Source organism: Chryseobacterium sp. CH25, assembly GCF_004119455.1.
Lineage (GTDB): Bacteria > Bacteroidota > Bacteroidia > Flavobacteriales > Weeksellaceae > Chryseobacterium.
The window spans coordinates 19,081-42,023 of record NZ_NRQT01000006.1 but is presented as its reverse complement, the minus strand read 5'-3'; the positions used below and the strand labels follow the sequence as shown (position 1 = coordinate 42,023).

12 protein-coding genes and 1 pseudogene are annotated in these 22,943 nt (G+C 36.0%); 7 read left to right on the top strand and 6 right to left on the bottom strand.

The features are described 5' to 3' along the window. Positions 1 to 43: 43 nt before the first annotated feature. Positions 44 to 447 (bottom strand): annotated as a pseudogene (locus BOQ64_RS15235) (hypothetical protein). 426 nt (positions 448 to 873) lie between these two features. Here BOQ64_RS15235 and BOQ64_RS15230 point away from each other — a divergent pair. Next, entirely contained in the window at positions 874 to 3,786 is a 2,913-nt protein-coding gene (locus BOQ64_RS15230; RefSeq protein WP_129059314.1) for a M16 family metallopeptidase, read from the top strand. A gap of 567 nt (positions 3,787 to 4,353) precedes the next feature. Here BOQ64_RS15230 and BOQ64_RS15225 read toward each other — a convergent pair. The 5 genes from BOQ64_RS15225 to BOQ64_RS15205 are packed head-to-tail and all read right to left on the bottom strand — an operon-like array spanning position 4,354 to position 10,986. Continuing rightward, entirely contained in the window at positions 4,354 to 4,797 is a 444-nt protein-coding gene (locus BOQ64_RS15225) for an ABC transporter permease (protein WP_129059313.1), read from the bottom strand. Positions 4,798 to 4,803: 6 nt separating this feature from the next. Further along, on the bottom strand, positions 4,804 to 5,235 hold the full coding sequence (locus tag BOQ64_RS15220; protein WP_129059312.1) for a hypothetical protein: 432 nt from the start codon (positions 5,233 to 5,235) through the stop codon (positions 4,804 to 4,806). Continuing rightward, positions 5,235 to 6,374, bottom strand: coding sequence for a beta-ketoacyl-ACP synthase III (locus BOQ64_RS15215; protein WP_129059750.1), 1,140 nt, complete (start codon positions 6,372 to 6,374; stop codon positions 5,235 to 5,237). Before BOQ64_RS15215 ends, BOQ64_RS15220 begins: the two co-directional genes overlap by 1 nt. Before the next feature lies 1 nt (position 6,375). After that, entirely contained in the window at positions 6,376 to 7,290 is a 915-nt protein-coding gene (locus BOQ64_RS15210; RefSeq protein WP_129059311.1) for a dialkylrecorsinol condensing enzyme DarA, read from the bottom strand. 42 nt (positions 7,291 to 7,332) lie between these two features. After that, positions 7,333 to 10,986 carry an MMPL family transporter gene (locus BOQ64_RS15205; RefSeq protein ID WP_129059749.1) on the bottom strand — a complete coding sequence of 1,218 codons (3,654 nt, stop codon included), beginning with the start codon at positions 10,984 to 10,986 and terminating at the stop codon, positions 7,333 to 7,335. A 193-nt stretch (positions 10,987 to 11,179) separates the two neighbouring features. On the opposite strand from BOQ64_RS15205, the gene BOQ64_RS15200 reads away from it, so the two are divergent. The 6 genes from BOQ64_RS15200 (at position 11,180) to BOQ64_RS15180 (ending at position 22,917) form a co-directional block, all read left to right on the top strand. Beyond that, positions 11,180 to 11,854, top strand: a complete 675-nt coding sequence (locus BOQ64_RS15200) for a hypothetical protein (RefSeq protein ID WP_228448412.1) — start codon at positions 11,180 to 11,182, stop codon at positions 11,852 to 11,854. Continuing rightward, a complete protein-coding gene (locus tag BOQ64_RS24035) occupies positions 11,842 to 12,123 on the top strand; it encodes a hypothetical protein (protein ID WP_228448411.1) in 282 nt (93 codons plus the stop codon). Before BOQ64_RS15200 ends, BOQ64_RS24035 begins: the two co-directional genes overlap by 13 nt. A 55-nt stretch (positions 12,124 to 12,178) precedes the next feature. Further along, entirely contained in the window at positions 12,179 to 13,318 is a 1,140-nt protein-coding gene (locus BOQ64_RS15195) for an EpsG family protein (protein ID WP_129059310.1), read from the top strand. Between the two features lie 22 nt (positions 13,319 to 13,340). Continuing rightward, positions 13,341 to 14,399 (top strand): acyltransferase family protein, encoded by a 1,059-nt coding sequence (locus BOQ64_RS15190; RefSeq protein WP_129059309.1) that lies wholly within the window; start codon positions 13,341 to 13,343, stop codon positions 14,397 to 14,399. 273 nt (positions 14,400 to 14,672) lie between these two features. Continuing rightward, positions 14,673 to 19,388, top strand: a complete 4,716-nt coding sequence (locus tag BOQ64_RS15185; protein WP_129059308.1) for a T9SS type A sorting domain-containing protein — start codon at positions 14,673 to 14,675, stop codon at positions 19,386 to 19,388. A gap of 259 nt (positions 19,389 to 19,647) precedes the next feature. Then, positions 19,648 to 22,917: a hypothetical protein gene (locus BOQ64_RS15180; protein ID WP_129059307.1), complete on the top strand. Its 3,270-nt coding sequence runs from the start codon at positions 19,648 to 19,650 to the stop codon at positions 22,915 to 22,917. Positions 22,918 to 22,943: the final 26 nt, after the last annotated feature.

Below are 22,943 nucleotides of genomic sequence, written 5' to 3'. Positions count from 1 at the left end.
TTATATCTTTTTCATGAAAAATAAAAGGCAACAGCCGTTCCATTTATTTCCCGTCGAAGTTTTTGAGTTCATTCACTGAAATTCCGAATGCATCGGCATATTTTTCAGGGCAGTTTCGCTCAGTGTTTTAAATACTTTGGGTTTAAAATGTCTCTTTACCCTCCATTGCCACATTCCTACATAAGAGGAGAGTACTCCCAGATCCATTTTATTAAACTCCATAAAATAAACGATAGGGCTTACTATATTATTGGCAACGTTTTGCCTGGCTTCTTCAATTCTCTCATAAATAAGCTCCATGGATTCATCTAAAGCAGCCTTTTTCGCATCCCAGCCCGTACTGTTTGCTGTTGTATAATTATCATTTTCATCCGTTACATACAGAACTTCTGTCATGTTAGCGGATTTCAGATTACTTTCGTCTTGAGGCAGGTCTTGTTTTTTCATCTGAATAATGTTTAATTTTTTAGATTCCAGATGAGATAGGGTTCATCTGTTTTGATTCTTTTTAATCAGGTGGCTAAAATAGTGAAAATACATAATATGAAAATTGTGCTTAGTATTACTGTGATATTGCTTTGAAATAGAGGTTATATCAGGTTTTGAGATGAAATCTTAACAATGCTGTGTTTTCCCGGTTTGATGAAGTGTAAACTGCTGTAAGGGTTTCTTTCTTGATTTCTATTACTAAAGAAAATTTTTGTTTTATTCAGTTTTTTAGCATGAATGTTTAACTAATTGTATGTAATGAAATCTTAGGAAGTACTGTTAATACTTATGACGTAGGTTTATGATGGAGAAACTGTAACAAGTAGCTCCTGTTATAAGACTAATGGATTAGAAATTTGAATATAAAATTATTAAATAACCACTATGAAGAAATTTTTTATTTCTGTTTCGCTTTTCTGCATGCTTAGTGCTATGGCTCAGAAATTCGAGGCTCAAAAACTAACAGACGCCCAGGGTTACACTTATGAAACGGTAAAGAATGACCAGGCTGGGGTAAGAGTATATACCCTGAAGAATGGATTAAAGGTTTATCTTGCTAAAAATGAAGATGCACCAAGAATCCAGACTTATATTCCGGTAAGAACAGGATCCAATAATGACCCAAGTGATAATACCGGATTGGCTCATTACTTAGAGCATATGGTTTTCAAAGGAACTTCAAAGTTGGGAACTCAGGACTGGGCAAAGGAAAAAGCTTTATTACAGCAGATTTCTGATCTTTATGAGCAGCATAAAGCTGAAAAAGATCCTGCCAAGAAGAAGGAACTGTATAAAAAGATCGATGAGGTTTCCCTGGAAGCTTCAAAGTATGCAATTGCTAATGAATATGACAAAGCGATTTCTTCACTGGGAGCAACAGGAACAAATGCTCACACTTGGTTAGATGAGACAGTTTACAAAAACAATATTCCATCCAATGAACTTGAAAAATGGTTAAGAGTTGAAAAGGAGCGTTTTTCAGAACTGGTACTTCGTCTTTTTCATACAGAGTTAGAAGCGGTGTATGAAGAATACAACAGAGCACAGGATAATGACGGACGTTTGGTAAACTATGCTTTGATGGAAGCACTTTTCCCAAAACACCCGAACGGACAACAAACCACGATTGGTACTTCTGAACACCTAAAGAGCCCTTCAATGGTGGCGATTCATAAATATTTTGATACGTATTATGTGCCTAATAACATGGCTGTAGTATTGGTTGGAGATCTTGATTTTGACAAAACTATAAAATTAGTTGATCAGTATTTCGGAGCTTTCAAATACAAGGAACTTCCAATGAAAAAGATGGTGTCAGAGGAACCAATGACTCAGATTGTTTCCAGAACTGTAAAGAGCCCATCTACCCCAAGAATGACCATGGCATGGAGAACAGATTCTTATGGAAGCCAGGAGGCAAGACTTGCAGATGTGGTAGCCGAAATCTTAAGCAACAGGGGTGATGCCGGTTTAATTGACCTTAATATTAATCAAAAACAAAAAACTTTAGGAGCAGGTGCTTACGAATCTCCATTCAAAATGTATGGAACGTTCGGATTAGTGGTAACTCCTAAAGATGGACAAAGCTTTGATGAGGCTAAGAAGTTATTATTAGATCAGCTTGACCTTGTTAAAAAAGGACAATTCCCAGACTGGATGCTGAAGGCTATCGTAAATGATAAAAAGGTTCAGCGTATGAAAGGTTTAGAAACAGCGGATGGTTTGGCTACTGAGCTTTATGATTCTTATATCAAAGGAAGAACATGGGAACAGGAGCTGGATGAGATCAATCAGTATGAAAAGATCACTAAAGCTGATGTAGTGAAGTTTGCGAATGACTTCTTTAAAGACAACTATGTAGTAGTGTACAAAGAAAAAGGAGTAAATGATAAGCTTGTTCGTGTAGAAAATCCGGGAATTACACCAATTAAGCTGAACAGAGAAGCACAATCTCCTTTCCTTAAAGATATTTTAAATACAAAGGTTGCTGAAATTAAGCCTGAGTTCATCGATTATAAAACAGCAATCCAGACTTCAAAGGTAAAAGACAAGACAGTAAGTTTTGTTAAAAATAAGTACAACGAGATTGCTCAGGTAAGCTATGTTTTCCCGTTTGGAACAGATAATGATAAAGAGCTTTCGTTAGCAGGAACTCTTTTTGAATATCTTGGAACGGATAAATATTCTCCAGAGCAATTGAAAGAAGAGTTTTATAAGTTAGGAATTACGTACAGTTTCAGAGCGTCTAATGATCAAACTACGGTTACTTTATCTGGGCTTGAAAGCAATATGAAAAAAGGCGTGGAGTTGATGAATCACTGGATGACCAATGTAAAAGCAGATAAAGCTATTTACAGCCAGACTGTAAAAACTATCCTTGAAGCCAGAGTAGCGGCTAAGAAAGATAAGGTGAGAATTATGGGTGCGCTTTCCAACTATGCAAAATATGGAAAAGATTCAAGAACGACAGATGTAATTTCTAAAGCTCGTCTTGAAAGCATTGATGCTGTAGAGTTAGTGAAAAAGATCAAAACCCTGAATCAATATCCTTACGAGGTTCTTCTTTATGGACAGGACAAAGCTGGAATGGAGAAAGCGGTACAGCCTTTTATAGTAAATGCAAGTCTGCAGCCTGCGAAAGCAAAGGAATATGCAGAGCCAGCAACAACAGGAAAGGTATATTTCACGAATTATGATATGGTACAGATGGAAATGGCTAAAGTAGCTAAAGGAAGTGCTGTAAACCTAAGCAATTTCGGAAAGTCTAATGTTTTCAATGAATATTTTGGAAGAGGGCTATCATCTATCGTTTTCCAGGAGATCAGAGAAAGTAAGTCATTAGCGTATTCTGCGTATGTTTCTTATGCAAATGCTTCAGAAAAAGGACATGCTAACTATATCACAAATTATATCGGAACGCAGGCGAATAAGCTTCCATTAGCTGTAAATGCTATGAGTGAGCTGATGGCTGAGTTACCACAAATTCCAACTCAGTTTGAAAACGCAAGAGGTTCTGCATTAAAGCAGATTGCTTCTAACAGAATCAACAGAACTAATATATTCTTCAGTCAGTTAGCATTGAAAAAATTAGGGGTTGATTATGATTTGAGAAAAGATACTTATGCTGAGATCCAAGGATTGACACTGCCTCAGTTAACAGGATTCTACAATACGGAGGTGAAACCTGTACAATACAATACCGCAATCATCGGTAAAAAAGAAAACCTGAATATGGATTCTATCAACAAGATGGGAACATTCCAGGAAGTGTCTCTAGAAGAGATCTTCGGATACTAATATTTTAGTTTTAATAATAGGTAAAGTGGAGCAGAAATGTTCCACTTTTTTGTTTAAATAAGGTACTTGTCTGATAGTGAATGTTCCACGGATCTGTGGAATGTTTCACGTGAAATATGCTGGTTTTTAAACACAAATGTCACAAATAACTCCACAAATGTTCACAATGATCTGTAATGTTTTCAGTGACTGTTTTTATAACGCAAGGTTCACGGAAGGATTATTAATGTGGATATTTTTGGATGACAAAGGTGTTTCGCTCAGCAAGGGAAATCGTTTGATGAGATCAAGTTTTTAATTCAATAGAGGTGGGCTTTAGCCCGCCTAAATAAAGTATGAAAATTCATCTGGCTTTAGCCAAAACTTAATGATAAACGTCGCAATTTTCTACGTAAAAATAATTATTATTCTTTGCTGAGTGAAACGTCTTAGCGAACTTTAAAATAATAAGAATAAACATTTCCCTTGCGACCATAGCGTTAAAAATAACAACCCCAATCTATGCATTCATGAAAAAACAAAAAGCTGCACAAAATGTACAGCTTTTATAGTCTTTTTTCTTTCTTTTTACGATTTTACCTCCTGAATAAACAGGTTAATTTCTGCTCGGATCAATAATTCATCATTATTGAAGGTTTCACAGAAGATGTGGCAGATATTTTCAAACTGGGAAATCAGTGATGCTTTTGAAATGATCTTGTCACTTACTTTTGGAAGTCCGAAGATTTCAATCTTTTTGATATTGGTAATAAAGCCTATCACTTTGGTATCCGCTTCCGGATTTTCAAAGAAGCTTTGTCCAAGGATGGATGAACAGGTTTGAGCTAGATTTTCAATTAAGCCGGCTTCAGCCAATTCATTATTATGAACAAAGATATTGTCTTCTTTTATTTCAAAGGAAGTCACTACTTTTTCCTTGGTCAGTTCCAGGATATAGTCTGCCATGAGCATCGGTTCGCGATGCGGTAAAAAGTTGTGAATATTGATGATATTTTCTTCCCTGATTTCCATTAAAAGTTATTTTACAGCAGTTTTCATTTGAGATTTTGCAATCACTTCACCATTTAATTTGGTAACGATGTCTACAAGGGTTACTCCCATTACTTCATTGAGGATGGTTACCTCAGATTTCAGTTGATCTCCAACTTTAGGCAACACTTCAGCTTCAAAGGATTTGATGGCTCCGATATATCCAGTTGGAGCATCTTTTCCAAGTAGGTAATATTTGTAACCTGTATGAAGCGCTACACTTTGTGCCTGGTGTTCAATAAGCCCGGAAGCCTGAAAAGATCCTTCATGAACAAAAAGGTTGTCTTCCTTTATTTCAAAACCGGAAATAAGGTGGCTTTCGGAGTATTCTGATAATGTGTGTACCATTACAAACGGAGCACGTTGTGGAATAAGACTTTGTACAAAATCTGTATCGGATGTGGGCAGTCTGTTTTCCATTAGCAGACTGTTAATAACGAACAAGAATAAGCAAACCTTCCACTTTCAGGAACACAAAGAAGTACTTTTTCTCCTTTTTTCAATGTTCCGGAATTCATCAGTTCCTCTAATGCTACGAAGATAGATCCGGCACCAATGTTTCCAATGTCAGAAAGGTTATAGAACCATTTTTCAGCAGGGAAATCCATTCCTTTTTTAGCGAACTCTTCTTTCAGACCATCTTTGAAATAACCTGAAGAGATATGAGCCAATACATGGTCAATTTTTTCTGGATCCAGATTATGTTTGTCGAAAGAAGCTCTTAAGCTTTCCGCACCTTTTATCAGGATATATTTATCAAGGATTTTAGTGTCTTGCTTAATGGCAAAAATAGAGTCTTTCAACCATGAATCAGATGGATAATCTGCCCATGATTTTAAGCTTCCGTCTTCCTGTTTTTCACATCCTGCATACATACATGCTTCAATTTCGTGTGCATAAGAATAGAAATCAATGAATTCCACTCTTAAAGAGATTCCGTTTTCTCTCGGTTTATTTTCTAATAAGAAAGCGCCGGCTCCGTCAGAAAGCATCCATCTAAGGAATTCTCTTTTGAAAGCAACAATAGGTCTTTCTTCCAATAATTTTAAATTTTCCGCTTCATGGTTGAATTTGTCAGCCGTCATCCATGCAGACATTCTTTCAGACCCAGCACATACAGCACTTTCCTGTACACCTGCTCTTACGGAAAGGAATCCGTAGTTCAGTGCATTCATTCCTGAGTTGCAAAGTCCGGTTGCGGTATTGATTTCAATAGATTTCCCAATGTTCAGTTCACCATGAACCATAGAAGCATGTGAAGGCTGAATCTGATCCGGAGAAGTAGTTCCTACAGACAGTAATTTCATATCTTCTTTTTTGAAGTTCTCATCAAAAAGTCCTTCAATTGCTTTTGCAGTAAGCTGTGCATTGGTATGCGTAGGATTTCCTTCTTTATCTAAAGCGTAATATCTTGTGGTGATTTTATTATTTCTTAAAATAAGTGATCTGGCTTTAGAAGGTGCGTCATTGATAAGCCCCAGATATGTTTCCATTTCATCATTTGCTACCGGTGCATTGGGTAAAAATTTTGAAGCTTTTGTTATAAATACGTCGTACATTCTATTTTAAATTAATTCCTTGTAAATATCTTTTTTGTTTTTGTCTTTTAAACCAAAATATAGGGGTTGTAAGCAGGTGTAACACCAAAACGACAGGTGAGATAATCCATATCGCTGCCATCAAATATACCTTAAAGAATTTTATCAGCAATGGACGTTTCTCTTTTTTCTTGATAATCAGATTAGACCATACTGTGAAAATCTTGTTCCCTACCTTTTCTACACGCACTAAAAACGGACGAATTTCGATGGCTCCATTTTTTACAAGATCCGGCTGTAAATTTACAAGATCATTGTTTTTAAAATGCTTTTCGATGATTGTTCCATATTTTACAGAACCTGTAATTTCTTCATCTGAAACTCCTGCTGCCGGAAGCACACCGGATTTTTCCTTTTGTCCTGTGGTTAACCATCGAAGAATAGTGAGAACACTGGTGTAATTGTCATGTCTGTCTACTAATGCGATGTTTCCTACCAGTTTGGCTTTTAAATCTCTTAAATATACTTTTAGCTTTTCCTGGGAAAGCATCCACATATTTCGGGTTCCGGAAATGGTGACTACAGGGGTATCTTTCAGGATACGTTCTGCATAACCACTTTTTAAGAATGAAATAATCGGGATGGATGGTGTGAGATACCATACCTGATACCCGAACAGGATGAGGTCATACTTTTTGTTCAGTATTTCTTCCGAAGGCGGTAGAATTTCTTTAGGTATTTGTAAATAAGATTCCGGGAAGGTGTTGAAAAAGACATCACCTGGCCAGGGAAAAGGAAAATCTTCCTTTAGTTTAATATTATAATAGGTAACATCATATTCTTCCTTCTGAGCTTCAAAAGGCTTGGCAATATTTCTCACAATATCCTCCAGCTGACCGGTTTGAGAATAATATATGACAAGTACATTTTTTTTCATGGAATCTTTTTAGTGTTTACAAAAATATGTTTTTCATATTTATTATTCAGTTTTAAATACTTTTAATGATTCAGAACTGAATTTTAATGTATAATTATTGTTTTCTGTTATCGTGTTTTGGGTATTGACAAAAATGATGGTTTCGGGGAGACTCTGCAAATCATTAATGTTAAAATTATCATCAGAAATCAAAAGAACATCAATCTTTTTATTGACTTCAGACAGCTCTTTTATATAATTGATCTTTCTTCTTTTTACCAGATAATTATGGGCTGCCGTTGCTCTTTTATTTTCATTCCTAATCCATGAAAAAATTCTTCGGCTGGCCTGATAAAGGGTAAGCAACACATCTTTTTGTCCAAAATCATCCGCAATATGCAGAATATTGGCATCATCCGCAATATGTTTATTCAGCTCAAAGTAAACAGATTTATTGGTATTGAAATCTTTCTTTACTTCTGTTACCACTTCATTATCCTTATATAAATAGCTTAGGAATAATTGCTTTTTAAAATAATTTTCATCTTCAATCTCTTCTCTCAGCTTAGCAAATTCTTCTCTGTAGTAAGCGTTGATTTTTTTTGTTCTTTCGGAATAATTTTTACCAAAACTTAGGTCGTCCTTACTGATTCTTTCACCCACTTTTACCGTGATGCTTCCGTCATAGATAATGAAATCACCTTTTGGAAGTACTTCCGAATTTCCATGAATATATAAAGGAAGAACATCCAGCTCAAACTGCTCTGCAAGATAGAATGCTCCTTTATGGAACCTTTTTACATCGTTGGTATATGAACGTTCCGCTTCCGGGAAAACAACCAAAGAATAGCCTTGTGCAATTTTTTCTTTCAACTTATCCATTCCGTTTTCTATACCTTGAGAAACCGGATAAAAACCTAGAGCTCTTACCAGTTTTCCAAATACCGGCGATTTGTACACCCAATCATTCACTAAATAAATAATTTTATGGGTAGCCATTGCAATAGCCAGGGTATCCAGAAAAGAAGTATGGTTAGCAATAATAACAGCCGGTTTACTGAAGTCTTCATTCGGATTTGTAATGACCTTCTTCTTTACAAATGGATTAGAATACAGAACTGAAGTTAAAAACTTGGCTAAAATAAGTTTGATAATATTCAGCGTTTTACCTTTTGAGTTTTTCACAAAGAAGCTTCCTATGGCTGAAAATACCATTCCTCCCAATCCATAATATAAAAAGCTGATGACTGAGACTATAAAAAGTCTGAACGTTATTGGTGAAAGTCCTTTTTTCGCTCTGTTGGTAATCAATAATCTGAACCAGAAAGGGTATAGGGTAGAAGTAATAATAATTACGGAAAACATCCCGATTAAAGCAACCAAAGCCAATGAATGTAAGGCAGGATGTTTAGCGAAAATTAATGATCCGATAGATAAAATGGTTGTGAATACCGCTAAAATAATAGATGTTCTGTAAGTAGGAAGTTCATTTTTTCCTGTGGTATGCTCCTTTTGCATAGCCTGGGTAAGGAAAATACTGAAATCATCACCCACTCCGAATACCAGGGTACAAACTACCGTACTGAAAATATTTAATTCCAATCCTAAGAAATATAATATCCCGGCAGTTACCACTCCTGTCAGAACAATAGGAAACATGGTAAGAATCGTTAATTCAAAATTTCTGAAGAAGACAATAATGGTTAAAATAATCGCGAGAAGAGAATAATTAATCAGCGTATTGAAGTCTCTTTTTAATAAACCTAAAAAGTTCTCATTCATCTGCTGACGGTCAATTGCAATGGCATCATGCTTCTTTTCAATATCCTTAATGAAGGCATCTCTTTTATTTTCGTCAACCTTTACTACATTGGAAACCGTATAAAAACCATTTTCATTGCTCATGAACTCTGAAAGCTGGAGTGCTTTTACTTTTTCATAGTCTTTAATGCTTAATGTAGAGTAGCTTTTATTTAAAACCTCATTGAAGTTGTCAAAAGCTGAACTGTTGAACCCGAATTTATTTCCGTTACTGATGAGCTCAGAAACGGTCTGATTCTTTTTATTATCATTCCAGAATTTTTTCCACTCTTCAATTTTCTTTTGCTGATCTTCTTCAGACAGAACAATACTTCCGATGGAGTTGTAACTGAGAATTTTGCCTTCTTTTTTCTCCTGTTCAAGGAAAGTATTTAATTGGGAGTTTCTGTCTAAAGCCTGCTCTTCAGAATTTCCATAAGAAATCGTGTAAATGGATTTTGAAGTAATGTCTGAAAGCTTCTGCAGCTTGGCTTCACTGATTTTCATTTCTTTTGGAATGTAATTCAGATCGCCAATATCTTCATTGAAGCCTACATGCCTGAATCCAAACAGACAAGCAAGAATAATGATAGAACAGCCAATGATTAAAGGTTTGTTTTTCTCGTACGGATAGGATCCGATTTTATCAATGAAATTAGTGTTAAGCTTTTCTTCAGAATGTTTAGGCTTATAAAGCTGCGGAACAATAATCAGTGCTGTGATGGAAGATAAAATAACTGTAATGGCTGCGAAAAGCCCAAGGTCTTTTAATGCTTCAGAACGTACAAATACCAGACACAGAAAGGAAACTGCAGTAGTGGCACTACTCAATATAATAGGTTGAGTGATTTCTTTATAAAGCTCTTCAATATTGTTATTATGCTTGTAATGGGTAAGAATATGCAGGGCATAATCTATGGTAATTCCAATAAGGATGGCTCCTACACTTAATGAAATGGCAGAGATTTTATCCTTAATAAAATATAATACCAATAAAGCCAGCAAAACAGAGAATACTGTAGGCAGAAAAACGATGATTGGAGTAAAAAAGTTCCTGAAATAATAAATCAGAAGAACCAAAAGTACCGTCATGGAAATGACAACCGTATTCTGAATGTCTTTTTTAATCTGTTTCGCATTGGCCACCGCAATTACTGGTGATCCAAAATAGCTGATCTCCGTTTTTCCTTTGAATTGTTTGTTAAGGTTGTCTTTTATGGTATTAAGCTGGTCTACAAAAGCTTCATTGCCTTTTGTATCGTTGCTTTTATTTTTAGGTTCAATGAAAAGCAGAAGATTTTTGCCATCTTTGGTAACAATATAGCTGTCTTCCAGTTTGAAATCCTTACTGATGTTGAGAGCATTCAGTTTCTTGATTCCCAGAAAGGTCAACCCTAGAGGGTCTTTTTTAATGAATTCTTTCGTAACAAGGCTGGTTGGCGAAACCAATGAAATATAATTATCCTCTACCTGCTTGGCAATGCTGTCTTTCTGAAGTTTCCTTTCAATCTCTTGATAATCATTTTCATTGAGGAATAAAGGCAGGTTCTGATTCACAAAATCAAAGGTCTCAGAGATTTCATTATCATTTACTTTACCCTGGATAGAGCCAATATACTTTTGTAAAGGCTCTGTTTTCTGTAAAAAAGTATCGGCCGTTTCAGAAAGCTGAAAGCTGTCTTCATTAGATTTGTTTTCTATAATAACAATGATCTTATCAGAAAAATTAAGCTGTTTAAGCACCTTTGCTGTAAGGTCCGATTTTTCATTTTTAGGAATGATCTGATTGATATCTTCCTCAAAATTAATCTTTGAAGCAAAGAAAAGACATAAAGATGCAATTCCTAATGCTGTAAAAACAGAAAGAATTTTGTTTCTGGAAATCAGATAATATAAAAATATAAAAAAGCGATGCATTGCATTTAGATCAAGTTTGCAAATTTAAATTTTTAAGAATTAGTTCAAAATAATTAGAGATAAGTTTTGGCTGAAAATCAATAAAATATTCTAGGCAGAATGAAAAATTATTCTACTTTTGCAAAAGTTCCCCTTTGATGAAATGTATTTTAAACCACAATTATTATTAAAAAAATAAGAATCTGTTTTTGATATGTTGACAAAAAATGATGAAAAAATAAACGGATTCCTATTTGTAGCAGTACTCCCGTTTCTACTGTTTGCAATGTCCTATTATGGCTTTGAATCTTCATATGTAAGATTGAAAACCATGGAGAAGGCTCCGGACTTTATGTTCTCTTCTGTATATGCTTACAGAGTAATCCCAAACTATCTGAGTGTACATGTTACAGAGATGGTAACTTTTATTGTGAACAATCATCTTTCTTTTCTGAAGAATTTTCTTTTAAAACAGGGAACATTATTTTATCATAGTATTTTTCTGATCAACAGTTTCTTTTTTGTACTGTCTTCAGTTGTTTTAAATTCAATTTTTAAATCAAGCCCTGCAGGAGCTCTTTTGTATGTGAATATCAGAAGAATGATCCATCTGTTAGCCATATTTTTTATTGTTATTATACAGTATGTTCCTACCAATTGTGATTCTATTGCAATTTTCTTTTATCTTTTGGGTGGATTATTCACATTGAAATATGTACAGAACCGTAACCCTTTAGATTTTATTCTTTTATGGGTGGTTATATTTATTTCTACACTGGCAAGAGAAACGGCATGTCTGAATATTTCCTTTTTTGCTGCCGTCTGTATTGATTTTGAAAAATTGAAAAAAAGGATTTTTCCTTTATCAGAGAGCTTATGTTTTTGGTGATTGCTTTTATTGTACCTTATGTTGGGCTTAGGATGATGATTCCTCAGGATGTATCTTTAGTGGAAGGGATTTATTTCGTTGATAATTTCAGCAGTCCTTTTAACCTAAGTGGTCTTCTGTTTGGGGTCATAAGTTTATATTTCAGTTATCTGTTATGTAATGATGAAGGAAAAACACTCATCAGAAAATATATGTTCTTTTCCATTCCTTATCTGGTTATGATTGCTATGGTAGGGCTTTTTGGGAAGTCAGATTGTTTATCCCTTTAATTCTTACAGGGTTTATATTTGCCTCATATCAATTTAAAAACACCATATCCGCCTAATGAGTTTATTGCACCCATATTATATTATTGCGATCATCTACATGATGATTTTCAGCTTTCAGGAAGTGTATTCCGGGAAAACGAATAAAGGGGCGCTTTATGTTCTGGCAGTATTTCTGGTTATCATTGCAGGATTTCGTGATGACGTAGGTCCGGATTATGGAAGTTATGTAGGAATCTATGTGTATTCTGATACCAAAGATTATCTGAGCATTTTTCTTGCAGCCCTTTCCATAAAGGGTTCTCAGGTCATGGAGCAGGAGTGGCTCTATGTATTGATTAATAAAATTCTGATCAATATTTTTGATGCACCCTTTTATATGCTGACCTTTGTAATAGCGGCATTGGTAACATTTTTTAAAACGAAATTTGTTGAAGAAAATACCCATTATCCCTTCACCTTTTTGCTGTTTGTTTTTATTCCCGGGTTCTTTATTGGAGAAAGTGGACAGATCAGGCAGAATCTTGGGTGTTTTATGGCATATTGGGCTATTCGGTATATAAAAGAACGGAATCTGTGGATGTATCTGTTATGGATTTATCTTGCTGCGGGTATTCACAATGTCTGTTATCTGATGCTTCCGATGTATTGGGTAGCCAGAATTCCACTCAATAAATTCTGGATGCTTCTTTTTATTCTGATATGCGTATTCCTGTCTCCATTTGAGGTCTATCGATACTTTGGAGATTTATTAGGGAATTTAGCTTCCGAAAGTACCTTGGTAGAAGGCTTTAACGGTTATATAGATGAATCTGTAGAACGATTGAATGGTGGTTTTGGAATTCCTGAGGCAATGCTGGCCATTTGTACCGCCTTCCTCTTTATTTTTGATACTAAAATGAAAGAAAAATATCCCTATTATGAGTACCACAGAAATTATACGGTGATTGGGATCTGCTTCTATTTTATTTTTAGAAATAACCCTATTTTCTCATCCAGATTAACGGGGACCTTCCTTGCATTCTCTTATATTTTAATTCCTAATACCATGTTTGTAGTTTCCAAAGGGATGAGAGCTGCTATACACAGCTTTATTATTACTTTGGTTATTTTCAACTTTATTGTATTTTCCAGTTTTAAAAATATCACGGCCGGTAGGTTTACGATAGATCTTTATCATAACCATATCCTTCCATAAGGCATTTTCATATTTATTATTTATGGCTGAACAGAAAAATAGGATATTAGTTTTAGACGGTTTAAGAGGGCTTGCCATTCTGTTGGTTTTTCTTTTCCATGGATATTATATCTGGGGGAAGAGTTATCCTTTCGGAGACCTGTATAAAGACAATATTTTGGTGAAATATGGAGATTTGGGAGTTCAGTTGTTCTTTCTGATATCTGGGTTTGTCATTCTGATGTCTATGGAAAAGACACCGGGTTTTATTCAGTTTATTAAAAACAGATGGGTAAGGCTTTTTCCCAGTATGCTCATTTGTTCCCTAATTATCTATATTACAGCCGGATTTTTTTCCGAAAGACCTTTGGGAATTCCGGAACTGAAATCTCTGTTGCCGGGAATTTTATTCGTAGACGAAGGCTTGCTTGAACGCATCTTTAAAACAGATTTTCCGGTTTTAGAATCATCATTCTGGTCTTTGTATATTGAAGTGAAATTTTACGTAATTTTTGGAGCGTTGTACTATCTCTTTAAAAGAAACCTTGCATTGTTAGGGATTTTTATTATTTATTTAGTAGCTGTTTCGTACCAGATTCTGGATTTCCATCATTTGCTTCCTTTGGGGTTGCTTCAGTTTAAAGCTTACATTGGGAACTTTGTATATTTTGGATGGTTTGTATCTGGAGCATTAATCTATATTTACTATAAAGAAAGGGATAAAAGATACCTATATGCCTTTGTTATTGCTACCATATGTGCGATGTTTTATATGTACAGGCTTCAGGATATGACGAGGAATCTCTATCTTATCATACTGGTTCTTATTTTTGTAGGTGCATTATTTTGGGACAAAATGGAACGTTTTTTCTCTATGAGGCTATTTACCTTCGTTGGTTTTGTAAGTTATCCCATTTATTTACTGCATGAAAACATGATGATCTCATGGATGGTGAAGATAGACCAATTTATTCCCGTGCCTTATTGGCTCCTGCCTATTATTTCCTTTTCACTCGTTATTCCTATAGCATATGTTGTAGCGGAATATCTTGAGCCACCCATTCAGAAAAAATTAAAAGCTCTGCTTAAAAATATAAAATAAAGAAACGGTATTGTTACCGTTTTTTTGTTTGAATATTGTGTATTTGTTTGTTTATTAGGTTGTTGAAATTTTATTATAACTTAATATTGTTTTTCATATATTTGTTGAAATTAATTCCCTAGCTGTACAGGGATTAAAATAAAAACACAAAAACACCATGATGAACAAAAATAACAGTGAAATCATTCACACCTACCTGTCCTATTATACCCGATATCTTCTTTTCGGGATAAAATAATCAAGTTTTAACACATTTTTTCAAACAACAACGTTATGAAAGCAAAATTTATTTCCAAAATTTTGGCAACAGCATTCTGCGTGGTGTCAACTCATGCTTTTTCGCGGGAATTTTCGCCGCCGGAAGCTTATGAAAGGCCTGATTCTTTTAGGCTTAATTCCTTTGCAGTTCCATTCACTTATGATCTGGATCCGCTTATCATTATTAATCAGAATGTCAATCAGAAAGGTCTGGTTGTGATGAGTGGGAAGCTTACAAAACCTTTTACCAGTGATCACATAAAGCTGTCCATCAAGTATCAGGATGCACAGGGCAATTGGATCACAGGATGGTGTAAGACTCTGTATTCGTATAATCAATACAATGAGATTCTTACGGCCCGTTTTGAACTTCCTGCTTCTGCACAAAGTTCCTATAATGTAAAAGTGGAACTCAGTTCAGATACCAATCTCAGTAATTTCAACAGTGTTGTATGGGATAAAAGTATAAGTCATTATAAGCTTAATGATTATGCTGCTTCTAACTGTGATCTGGATGAGAATGAATATACGATGCTATTAACCCCTAAGAAAGAAGGATCACTGGTAACCAACAGCAACGGAAAAGTAATTGGAGTAAAAGACAGGGTTACTTCTGCTTACTCATGGAACAAGCTGAGTAATGTTCTGATGGATAATAAAAAAGATGATGTTGTATTTGCGCCTACCTCTCCATCAGATCTGATAACAGATGCAAACGGAAGCAAATCTGTAAAATTGACTAATACCGGAGCTGTTAGTGATACATTAGGCGCTACCCCTGAATTTATCTATAATGAAGCCACAGGCCATCCTATTCCTTATCTGTACAGCTATGATGATCCTGTATATATGTTTGCCGGTAAATTCTCTGCCAACGGTTTCTTTGTGAAATTCAGCCAATGGCCGGGAGAACCGAACGGACCAGGATACTTTAACTGGAAAAATCCAAATTTTATAGAAAGCAGATACTTTAATATGTACAATAAGACATGGAAAAGTTTATCCGAATTTATTCCGGATCAGGAACCGGTTGTAATTGTGTCCAGTATTACAACAGGATTAAGGATCTATAAAAATGATGGCACCTATCTGGATCTTACCCCAAGCAGTACAAGTAATTATGGAGCCCCTTATTTCGGATATACAAACAATGTAGCAAGAAGAGGCCCGGGATCTGAAAATCTTATCATTTCCAACACCTCAGAAATGACTTTATATGGTGTTGGAGCATTAAGAAATGATGTTACCACTTCTTATGTACCGAAAAGATCAATGCAGGATGTTGAAAAAGAAATATTTAAATTTATTAAGTATACCGGTATTTTTGGTTCTACTGCAGCGTATGATGATACTTCGGAATGTTCACAGGGCTGTTTTACGGTAAATGCTGGAGCTGTTTCAGATTATAGTGTAGCAGATTGGACTAAGGCTCCGAACAGTTATATTTTCACGGGAAAAGATAAGACGGGAAATAATGTAGACGGTCTTTATATTCCGGTTAAAAAAGCCTTTGCCATGTGGCAGAAAGATAAATATATCGGTGGAACTAATATTCCTGGTGGAACATTAACTGCAGATGTTTTATGGGAAGATGCACACGGCTTAATTAAGTCTGGAGCTAACTACACCCTTGAAATGATAGGCTCAGGGGAAGATGCTAAGATTAAAGTTCCTGTTAATAAAGCTAAAAAAGGAAATGCTGTTATTGCTTTAAAAGTGAATGGTGAAGTTTATTGGTCGTGGCATGTTTGGGTAACGGATGATCCTACTAACGGTTCTACTTACAAAAGCTTCGCAGGATTAAAAAGACAGAAAAAAGATGGAACAGTTGAGTTGATTCCGGATTCAGATTGGGGTTGGATGGATCGAAACCTGGGAGCAATGAGTAACTCTTTAACTTCAGGAAATTGGAATAAAAATGGTGGATTGCTTTACCAATGGGGAAGAAAAGATCCAATTCCACCTTTAACGGCAAAAGGAAATGATTCCTACGAAGTGTCAGGTTCTATAGGACGAATAAGACATAGAAATGCTCAGTATACGGCCAACTCTGTTAAAATTGATGCGCTTAGAAAATTTGTACCCGTGGCTAATGCCAATGTGAAAAATAACCTTTCTCTTGCCGTTAAAAACCCTTTAAGCCTTATCTATGTTGGGAATAACAGTGCAGATATTGCTTATTACGACAGTGCTAAGACAATCATGTTAAACTGGTTTGGAAAATCACCGGATCTTATAAGCAGTCGTCTTTCTGAGCTTAATTTATGGTCTGATAATTCAGAAGGAAAATACAGAGATAATTATCTGGATGATAATGATGCTCAGCCGTACAAAAATAAATCCTCTTATGATCCATGTCCTAATGGTTGGAGAATTCCTTCTGTTTTAGTGGCTAATGCAGGCTCCAAGACTTATATTGATGATATTAGAATTGACTTCTCTCCTTTAGGGGTAAAAACCAATATGGGAAAGAATGCTTTTGAAGCCAATACCTATCAGATTATCAAGCCTACCGATGCAGGTGCTCCTGATTTTATGAAAGGATTTAAGCTGTATACGAATGTAGGATACGACCTTTCCAACATAGGCGGATTTAATATGGGCAAATTCCCAGGCACAGGACAGTTACTGATCAACAGACATGAAGGGCAGTATACCGATCAGCACCACACGGCCTTATGGACGGCAACGATGATCAAACATTTTGATGCCTCTCCGTCAATAGTAGCAAGAGCTTTGTTTTTAGTTCCTGATAAAGAACAGCCTGATATTCCGGATCCAAACTACCCTAATATTAATGGAAGATACTTCTATCAGCCATTATCTATGGGAGAAACTTCCGGTGCTAACGGTTGCAGATGTATTAAGGATCCTCTATATGTAGTGAACGATTATAATTTCCCTACAGACTTCTTCACGGAAGGGCAGTATATGGAGGGATTATATAATCCCAATACCTATACAATCGTAAAATCTACAACTGAATCTACGATTGAAATTCCAATCAGTAAAGCTTTTTCAGTTCAAAGTCAATTATTGAACAATCTGGATATTTTAAATGCTTCAAGTTTTGATAATTTAAAAACAAATGTTTTGTGGACAACAGATACAGGTTTAATTAAGCAGGTTTCTGTGGATCAGCCGGGATCTTTATCTGCAATTGCTAATTCAACAATAAAAGTAGTTATTAATGCAGGTAAAAGTGGTAACGCAGTAGTTACATTACATAACGGGGATATTTCAAACCCTGTATATTGGAGCTGGCATATTTGGGTGACCAATACACCTATTGGATCCAATCGACACATCACAGATCAGCCTGATGCTAATGCAACAAATTATATAAATTTTGCAAAAAGAAGTGAAGTTCTGGATACTGAGATGATGGACAGAAACTTAGGTGCTGTAGAAGTGTTTCCTACTATTTACGGTGATAATTTAAACCCTGAAACAGCATTGCCAGGCTCTCCTGAGCAGATTATGCTTTCTGGTGGACTTCATTATCAATGGGGAAGAAAAGATCCTATTCCAACGTACAGAACAGCATCAGATATTGATTATCTTCAGTATCGTTATAAAACAGACGCTGTAAAATACTGGACGGGAACCACCGCTGCAAACGGAGCTGTAACTTATACGCCTTTAATTGAGTCAAGTTATAATACCAATTATATCAGGCCTTATGCTACTTATAGTAATGCTGCGAATGCTAATGTTTTAACAACAGATAAACCATCTGAGAAAATTGCAAAAGTACTTTCGTATTCCGTGAAAAACCCATTGGCCTTTATGGTACCAAGTACCTTGGATGCCACAGGAAAAGGGTCAGACTGGCTGGCTGCGGAACCCAACTTAGCTGCAGACAGATGGGGAAGAGGTGATAAGAAATCTCCTTTTGATCCTTGCCCGGAAGGCTGGAGAATCCCTGATTTGACGACTGTGTCGGTAATAATACCAGTTCCTTCAAACCCTGTAGCACAGGAAGATTTTGGTCTTAGCCCATGGTATAGAAAAGCATACAGAGCGGCAAGTGCCTATAGAATTATAACAGATAATTTTGGAACTCAGGTAAGAGTAGGAAAGAGAAGAATTGCAGGATTTATGTTTCCTAATAATGGCTACACCATTGGTAATTATGCAATATTTACAGGGATGAGAGGATACAGAAGCGTTACTACCAACACGGTACCTAATTTTGCTTCTTCTGAAGGAGATACCAATGGAAGCCTTTATACAGGCTTCTGGATGGCAGGTTTAAACTCCAATTTCAACGGAAGGCCAATTAATTTGCTTCTCAAAAAATATGATAGCAATGTCAGTCAGAATTTTATTCAGGCATTTCATGATAATAATGATCCGTACTTTGGAGCAAGCTGTCGTTGTGTAAAAGTGAAAACTGATGGAGTAAATGAAGCCGGACCAATACCAAGATTGCAGGTAACAACGGTTTCAGCGGCCAGAGCAACAGATATTCTAGCTAGAAAAACTGTTGAGGAAAAGATTGTTCAGAATAAACTTGAAGTATTCCCTAATCCGGTAAAGAGCATGTTGTATATCAAAGGAAATGATAAAGTAAGAGAATATCATTACCAGATTTATAATATGTCTGGGCAGTTGGTGAAATCAGGTAAATTTGAAAATGATCAGACAGATCTTTCAGCTTTAACAACAGGAGCTTATCTGATAAGAATTAATAGCTCAGAAAATGTAGTGAAGATTATTAAGGAATAAGTAAACTGTTTCATAAGACTTTAACCGGAAGATTTTCTTCCGGTTTTTTTATGCTCTTATTGTGTGCTTAATTCAGGGTATTATTCTTTTGGTGTGTTTTTTGATCTTTTAATTTTTATTATTAAATTTTTACTTATAAATAAATTATGTTGAATTATTTTATGGTTAATTGATTTATTTAATTGTTTGCATTGTATTATTTGACTTTTTTATATCAAAAGTATAGGAGTGTACTTGTGTTTATATAAAAATCATTGACATGAAAAAATCAGTAATAAAAAACTTAGTGGCAATCATTTGCCTGGTGTTGATATGCATCTGTTCTATCAATAGTATAGAACTTAAAAACCAGACGGCCAAGATCAAAAAGACTGATAAGGATACAATAATTAAATCCTCAGTTAAAAAGGGTATTCGAACTGGCATCAAAAATCCAAATATACAAAGGAGGACCTTTTATGACGAAAAAGACTGGACAAAAGCTCCTAATAGTTATCTTTTTGATCCCGCTCAGAACAGTGAAGGCTTATATGTTCCTGTAAAAAAAGCTTACGTGATGTGGCAGCAGGATAAAATTCTTGGAGCTTCAGGAATTCCCACAGGGCAGGTAACTGCAGATGTTCTTTGGGAAGACAATCCGGGGCTGATCAGATCAGGAGTAGGGTATCTTCTGGAGATAGTAGGCTCCGGAGAAGATGCTAAAATAAAAGTCCCGGTCAATACATCTAAAGAAGGAAATGCAGTTGTTGCCTTAAAGATTAACGGCGAAATTTTCTGGTCATGGCATATCTGGGTTACTGATACTCCGGAAAATGGATCCAATTATAAAAGTTTTACAGGCGTATCAAGACAAAGAAACAACGGAACTGTAGAACTGATTCCTGATTCTGAATGGAGATGGATGGATAGAAACCTTGGAGCAACCGGGAATTCCATCACAGCAACAGAATGGAATAAAAATGGGGGAATGCTATATCAATGGGGAAGAAAAGATCCTATTCCACCTTTGGCTTTAAAAGGAGATGATTTTTATGAAGTTTCAGGATCTGTAGGGCGGGTAAGGCATCGGGGAGCTAAGAATTTTACCGGAGCTGTTAGAATTGATGATCTTAGAAAATTTGTTCTGCTTTCCAATGCTGAGGTCAGCAATAATATTAAACTTTCCATCAAAAATCCGTTAAGCCTTATCTATGTTAATAAAGATGATAATTCAGGACCTGCTTATTATAATAACAATACAGCTTTAATGGTAAACTGGTTCGGTAAATCGGCAACTGTTCCGGATGCCCAGCTTTCTGAGTTGAATTTATGGTCAGACAATTCTCAGGGAAAGGTAAATGCAAATTATAATGATGACAGCAGTGCACAACCGTATCGTGATAAATCCGCCTATGATCCATGTCCGAACGGGTGGCGGATTCCTTCAATGCTGGTTGCTAATTTAGCTTCACAGACGTATATAGATGATGTGAGAATAGATTATTCGCCATTTGGAGTAAGAACCAATATGGGGAAAAATACTTTTGAAGCCAATAAATACCACGTAATAAAACCAACAGATGTCAATACTCCAAATTATATGAAGGGGTTTAAACTATATGCCAATACAGGGTTTGATCTGTCTGATGTAAATGGTTTTAATATGGGCATTTTTCCAGGAACAGGACAATTGGGACTTACGGTTCATCAGGGGCAATATACCGATCAGCATCATACAGGCTTATGGACGGCAACAATGGCTAAGCATTTTGATAATACCCCTGCTGTTGGGGCCAGAGCACTGTTTATGGTACCGGATAAAGGACAGCCGGATGTTCCGGATACGACTTTTCCAAGTGTAAAAGGACGATATTGGTATATGCCGTTAGCAGCGGGTGAAACCTCAGGAGCAAATGCATGTAGATGTATAAAAGATCCTCTGTATACATTGGATAACTATGATTTTCCAACGGAGTATCTTCCGGCTGTTGTTGAGTTTAAAGAAGGAATTAACAATCCGAATACCTATCAGATTGTAAAAAGTACAACACAGACCACCCTTGAAATTCCTATAAGTAAAGCATTTTCAGTTCAAAGTGGGATATTGAATAATCAGGATATTCTTTCCCCATCAAGTTTTAATAATTTAAAAGCGAATGTTCTTTGGAGTACAAATTCGGGTTTAATCAGTAAAGTGCTTGTTTCTAATAGTTCACCGGGTTCATTGGGAGAGCTTTCAAATACTAAAATTATAGTTACAGTGAATCCTAATCAAAGCGGAAATGCTGTAGTTACCTTACATAACGGAAGCATTGCAAATCCTGTGTATTGGAGCTGGCAAGTGTGGGTAACAGATACTCCGGTTGCATCTGTTTTTTATACTACAGAATTACCTAATACAGCAGTAACGAATTATGTAAATTACGTGGATAAAGGTTCATCACCATTACAGACAGAATTTATGGACAGAAACCTGGGGGCTACTGATGCTTTTCCAGCAGTTGCCAATCCATTAACACCTACAGCAGCTGAATTGGCAAAAATCAGAGCTTCAACAGGTATGCATTATCAATGGGGAAGAAAAGACCCGATTCCGACTTTTCAATATGCTGATAACAGAGCTTCATTTAATATCTTTTTAGGTGTAGCAGGGGCAAATGGAACTGTAACATATACTTCTTTAACGGCAGCAACATATAATAACCTGTCCGGAAGTTATATTATACCTTTTAATACCTATACAAATGCGGCTAACGCCAACGTACTACCGAAAGATAAAATAGCAGATAAAATTTCAAAAGTTTTAACGTATTCCGTGAGAAATCCTTTAGTGTATATGATCCCAAGTACCTTTGCTGCTTACAATAGTGCCGCTCCTAACTTTACAAACGGAACAGACTGGCTGGCAGATGAACCTAATTTAGCCGCTGACCGCTGGGGGAGAGGAACAAGAAAATCTCCATTTGATCCATGCCCGGAAGGATGGCGTATTCCGGATCTTACCGGAACATCCATAACAACAAATCAGGATTTCGGTATCTCTCCCTGGTATAAAAAAGATAAAAATGTAGCAACGGCATTTAGCGTAATAAATGATTATTTAGGAACAAGAGTCAGAAATCCCAGTACTACCTCTACTATTGGATATGCTTTTAATAACCAGTCATACAATGTGGGAAACTATCCCAACTCAGGATCAAGAGCCTTTAGAAGTGTTATTACCAATCAGAATGCAGCCGGAAGTTATAATGTGATTAATTTTCAGTTTCCTGGAATCTGGACCGGAGTTCTGTTGTCAAATTATATTGGAAGACCGGTAAGTATTCTTTGGGATGCGGCCTCTACAGCAAACCGTATGCTTGCCTTCCACGATAACAATGATCCTTATTTCGGAATGAACTGCAGATGTGTAAAAATGAAATTTGATGCCAGTGGAAATGAATTAGGCCCCATTCCTAAGGATCAGGTAACAGTCTTACCTGCATCAAGGAATGAAATTCCTAAAGATTTAATCACTTTGAATGAAAGATCTTTTGAAATGAGAAAATAAAAAATTCAGGATCAAAGGATAAAAAA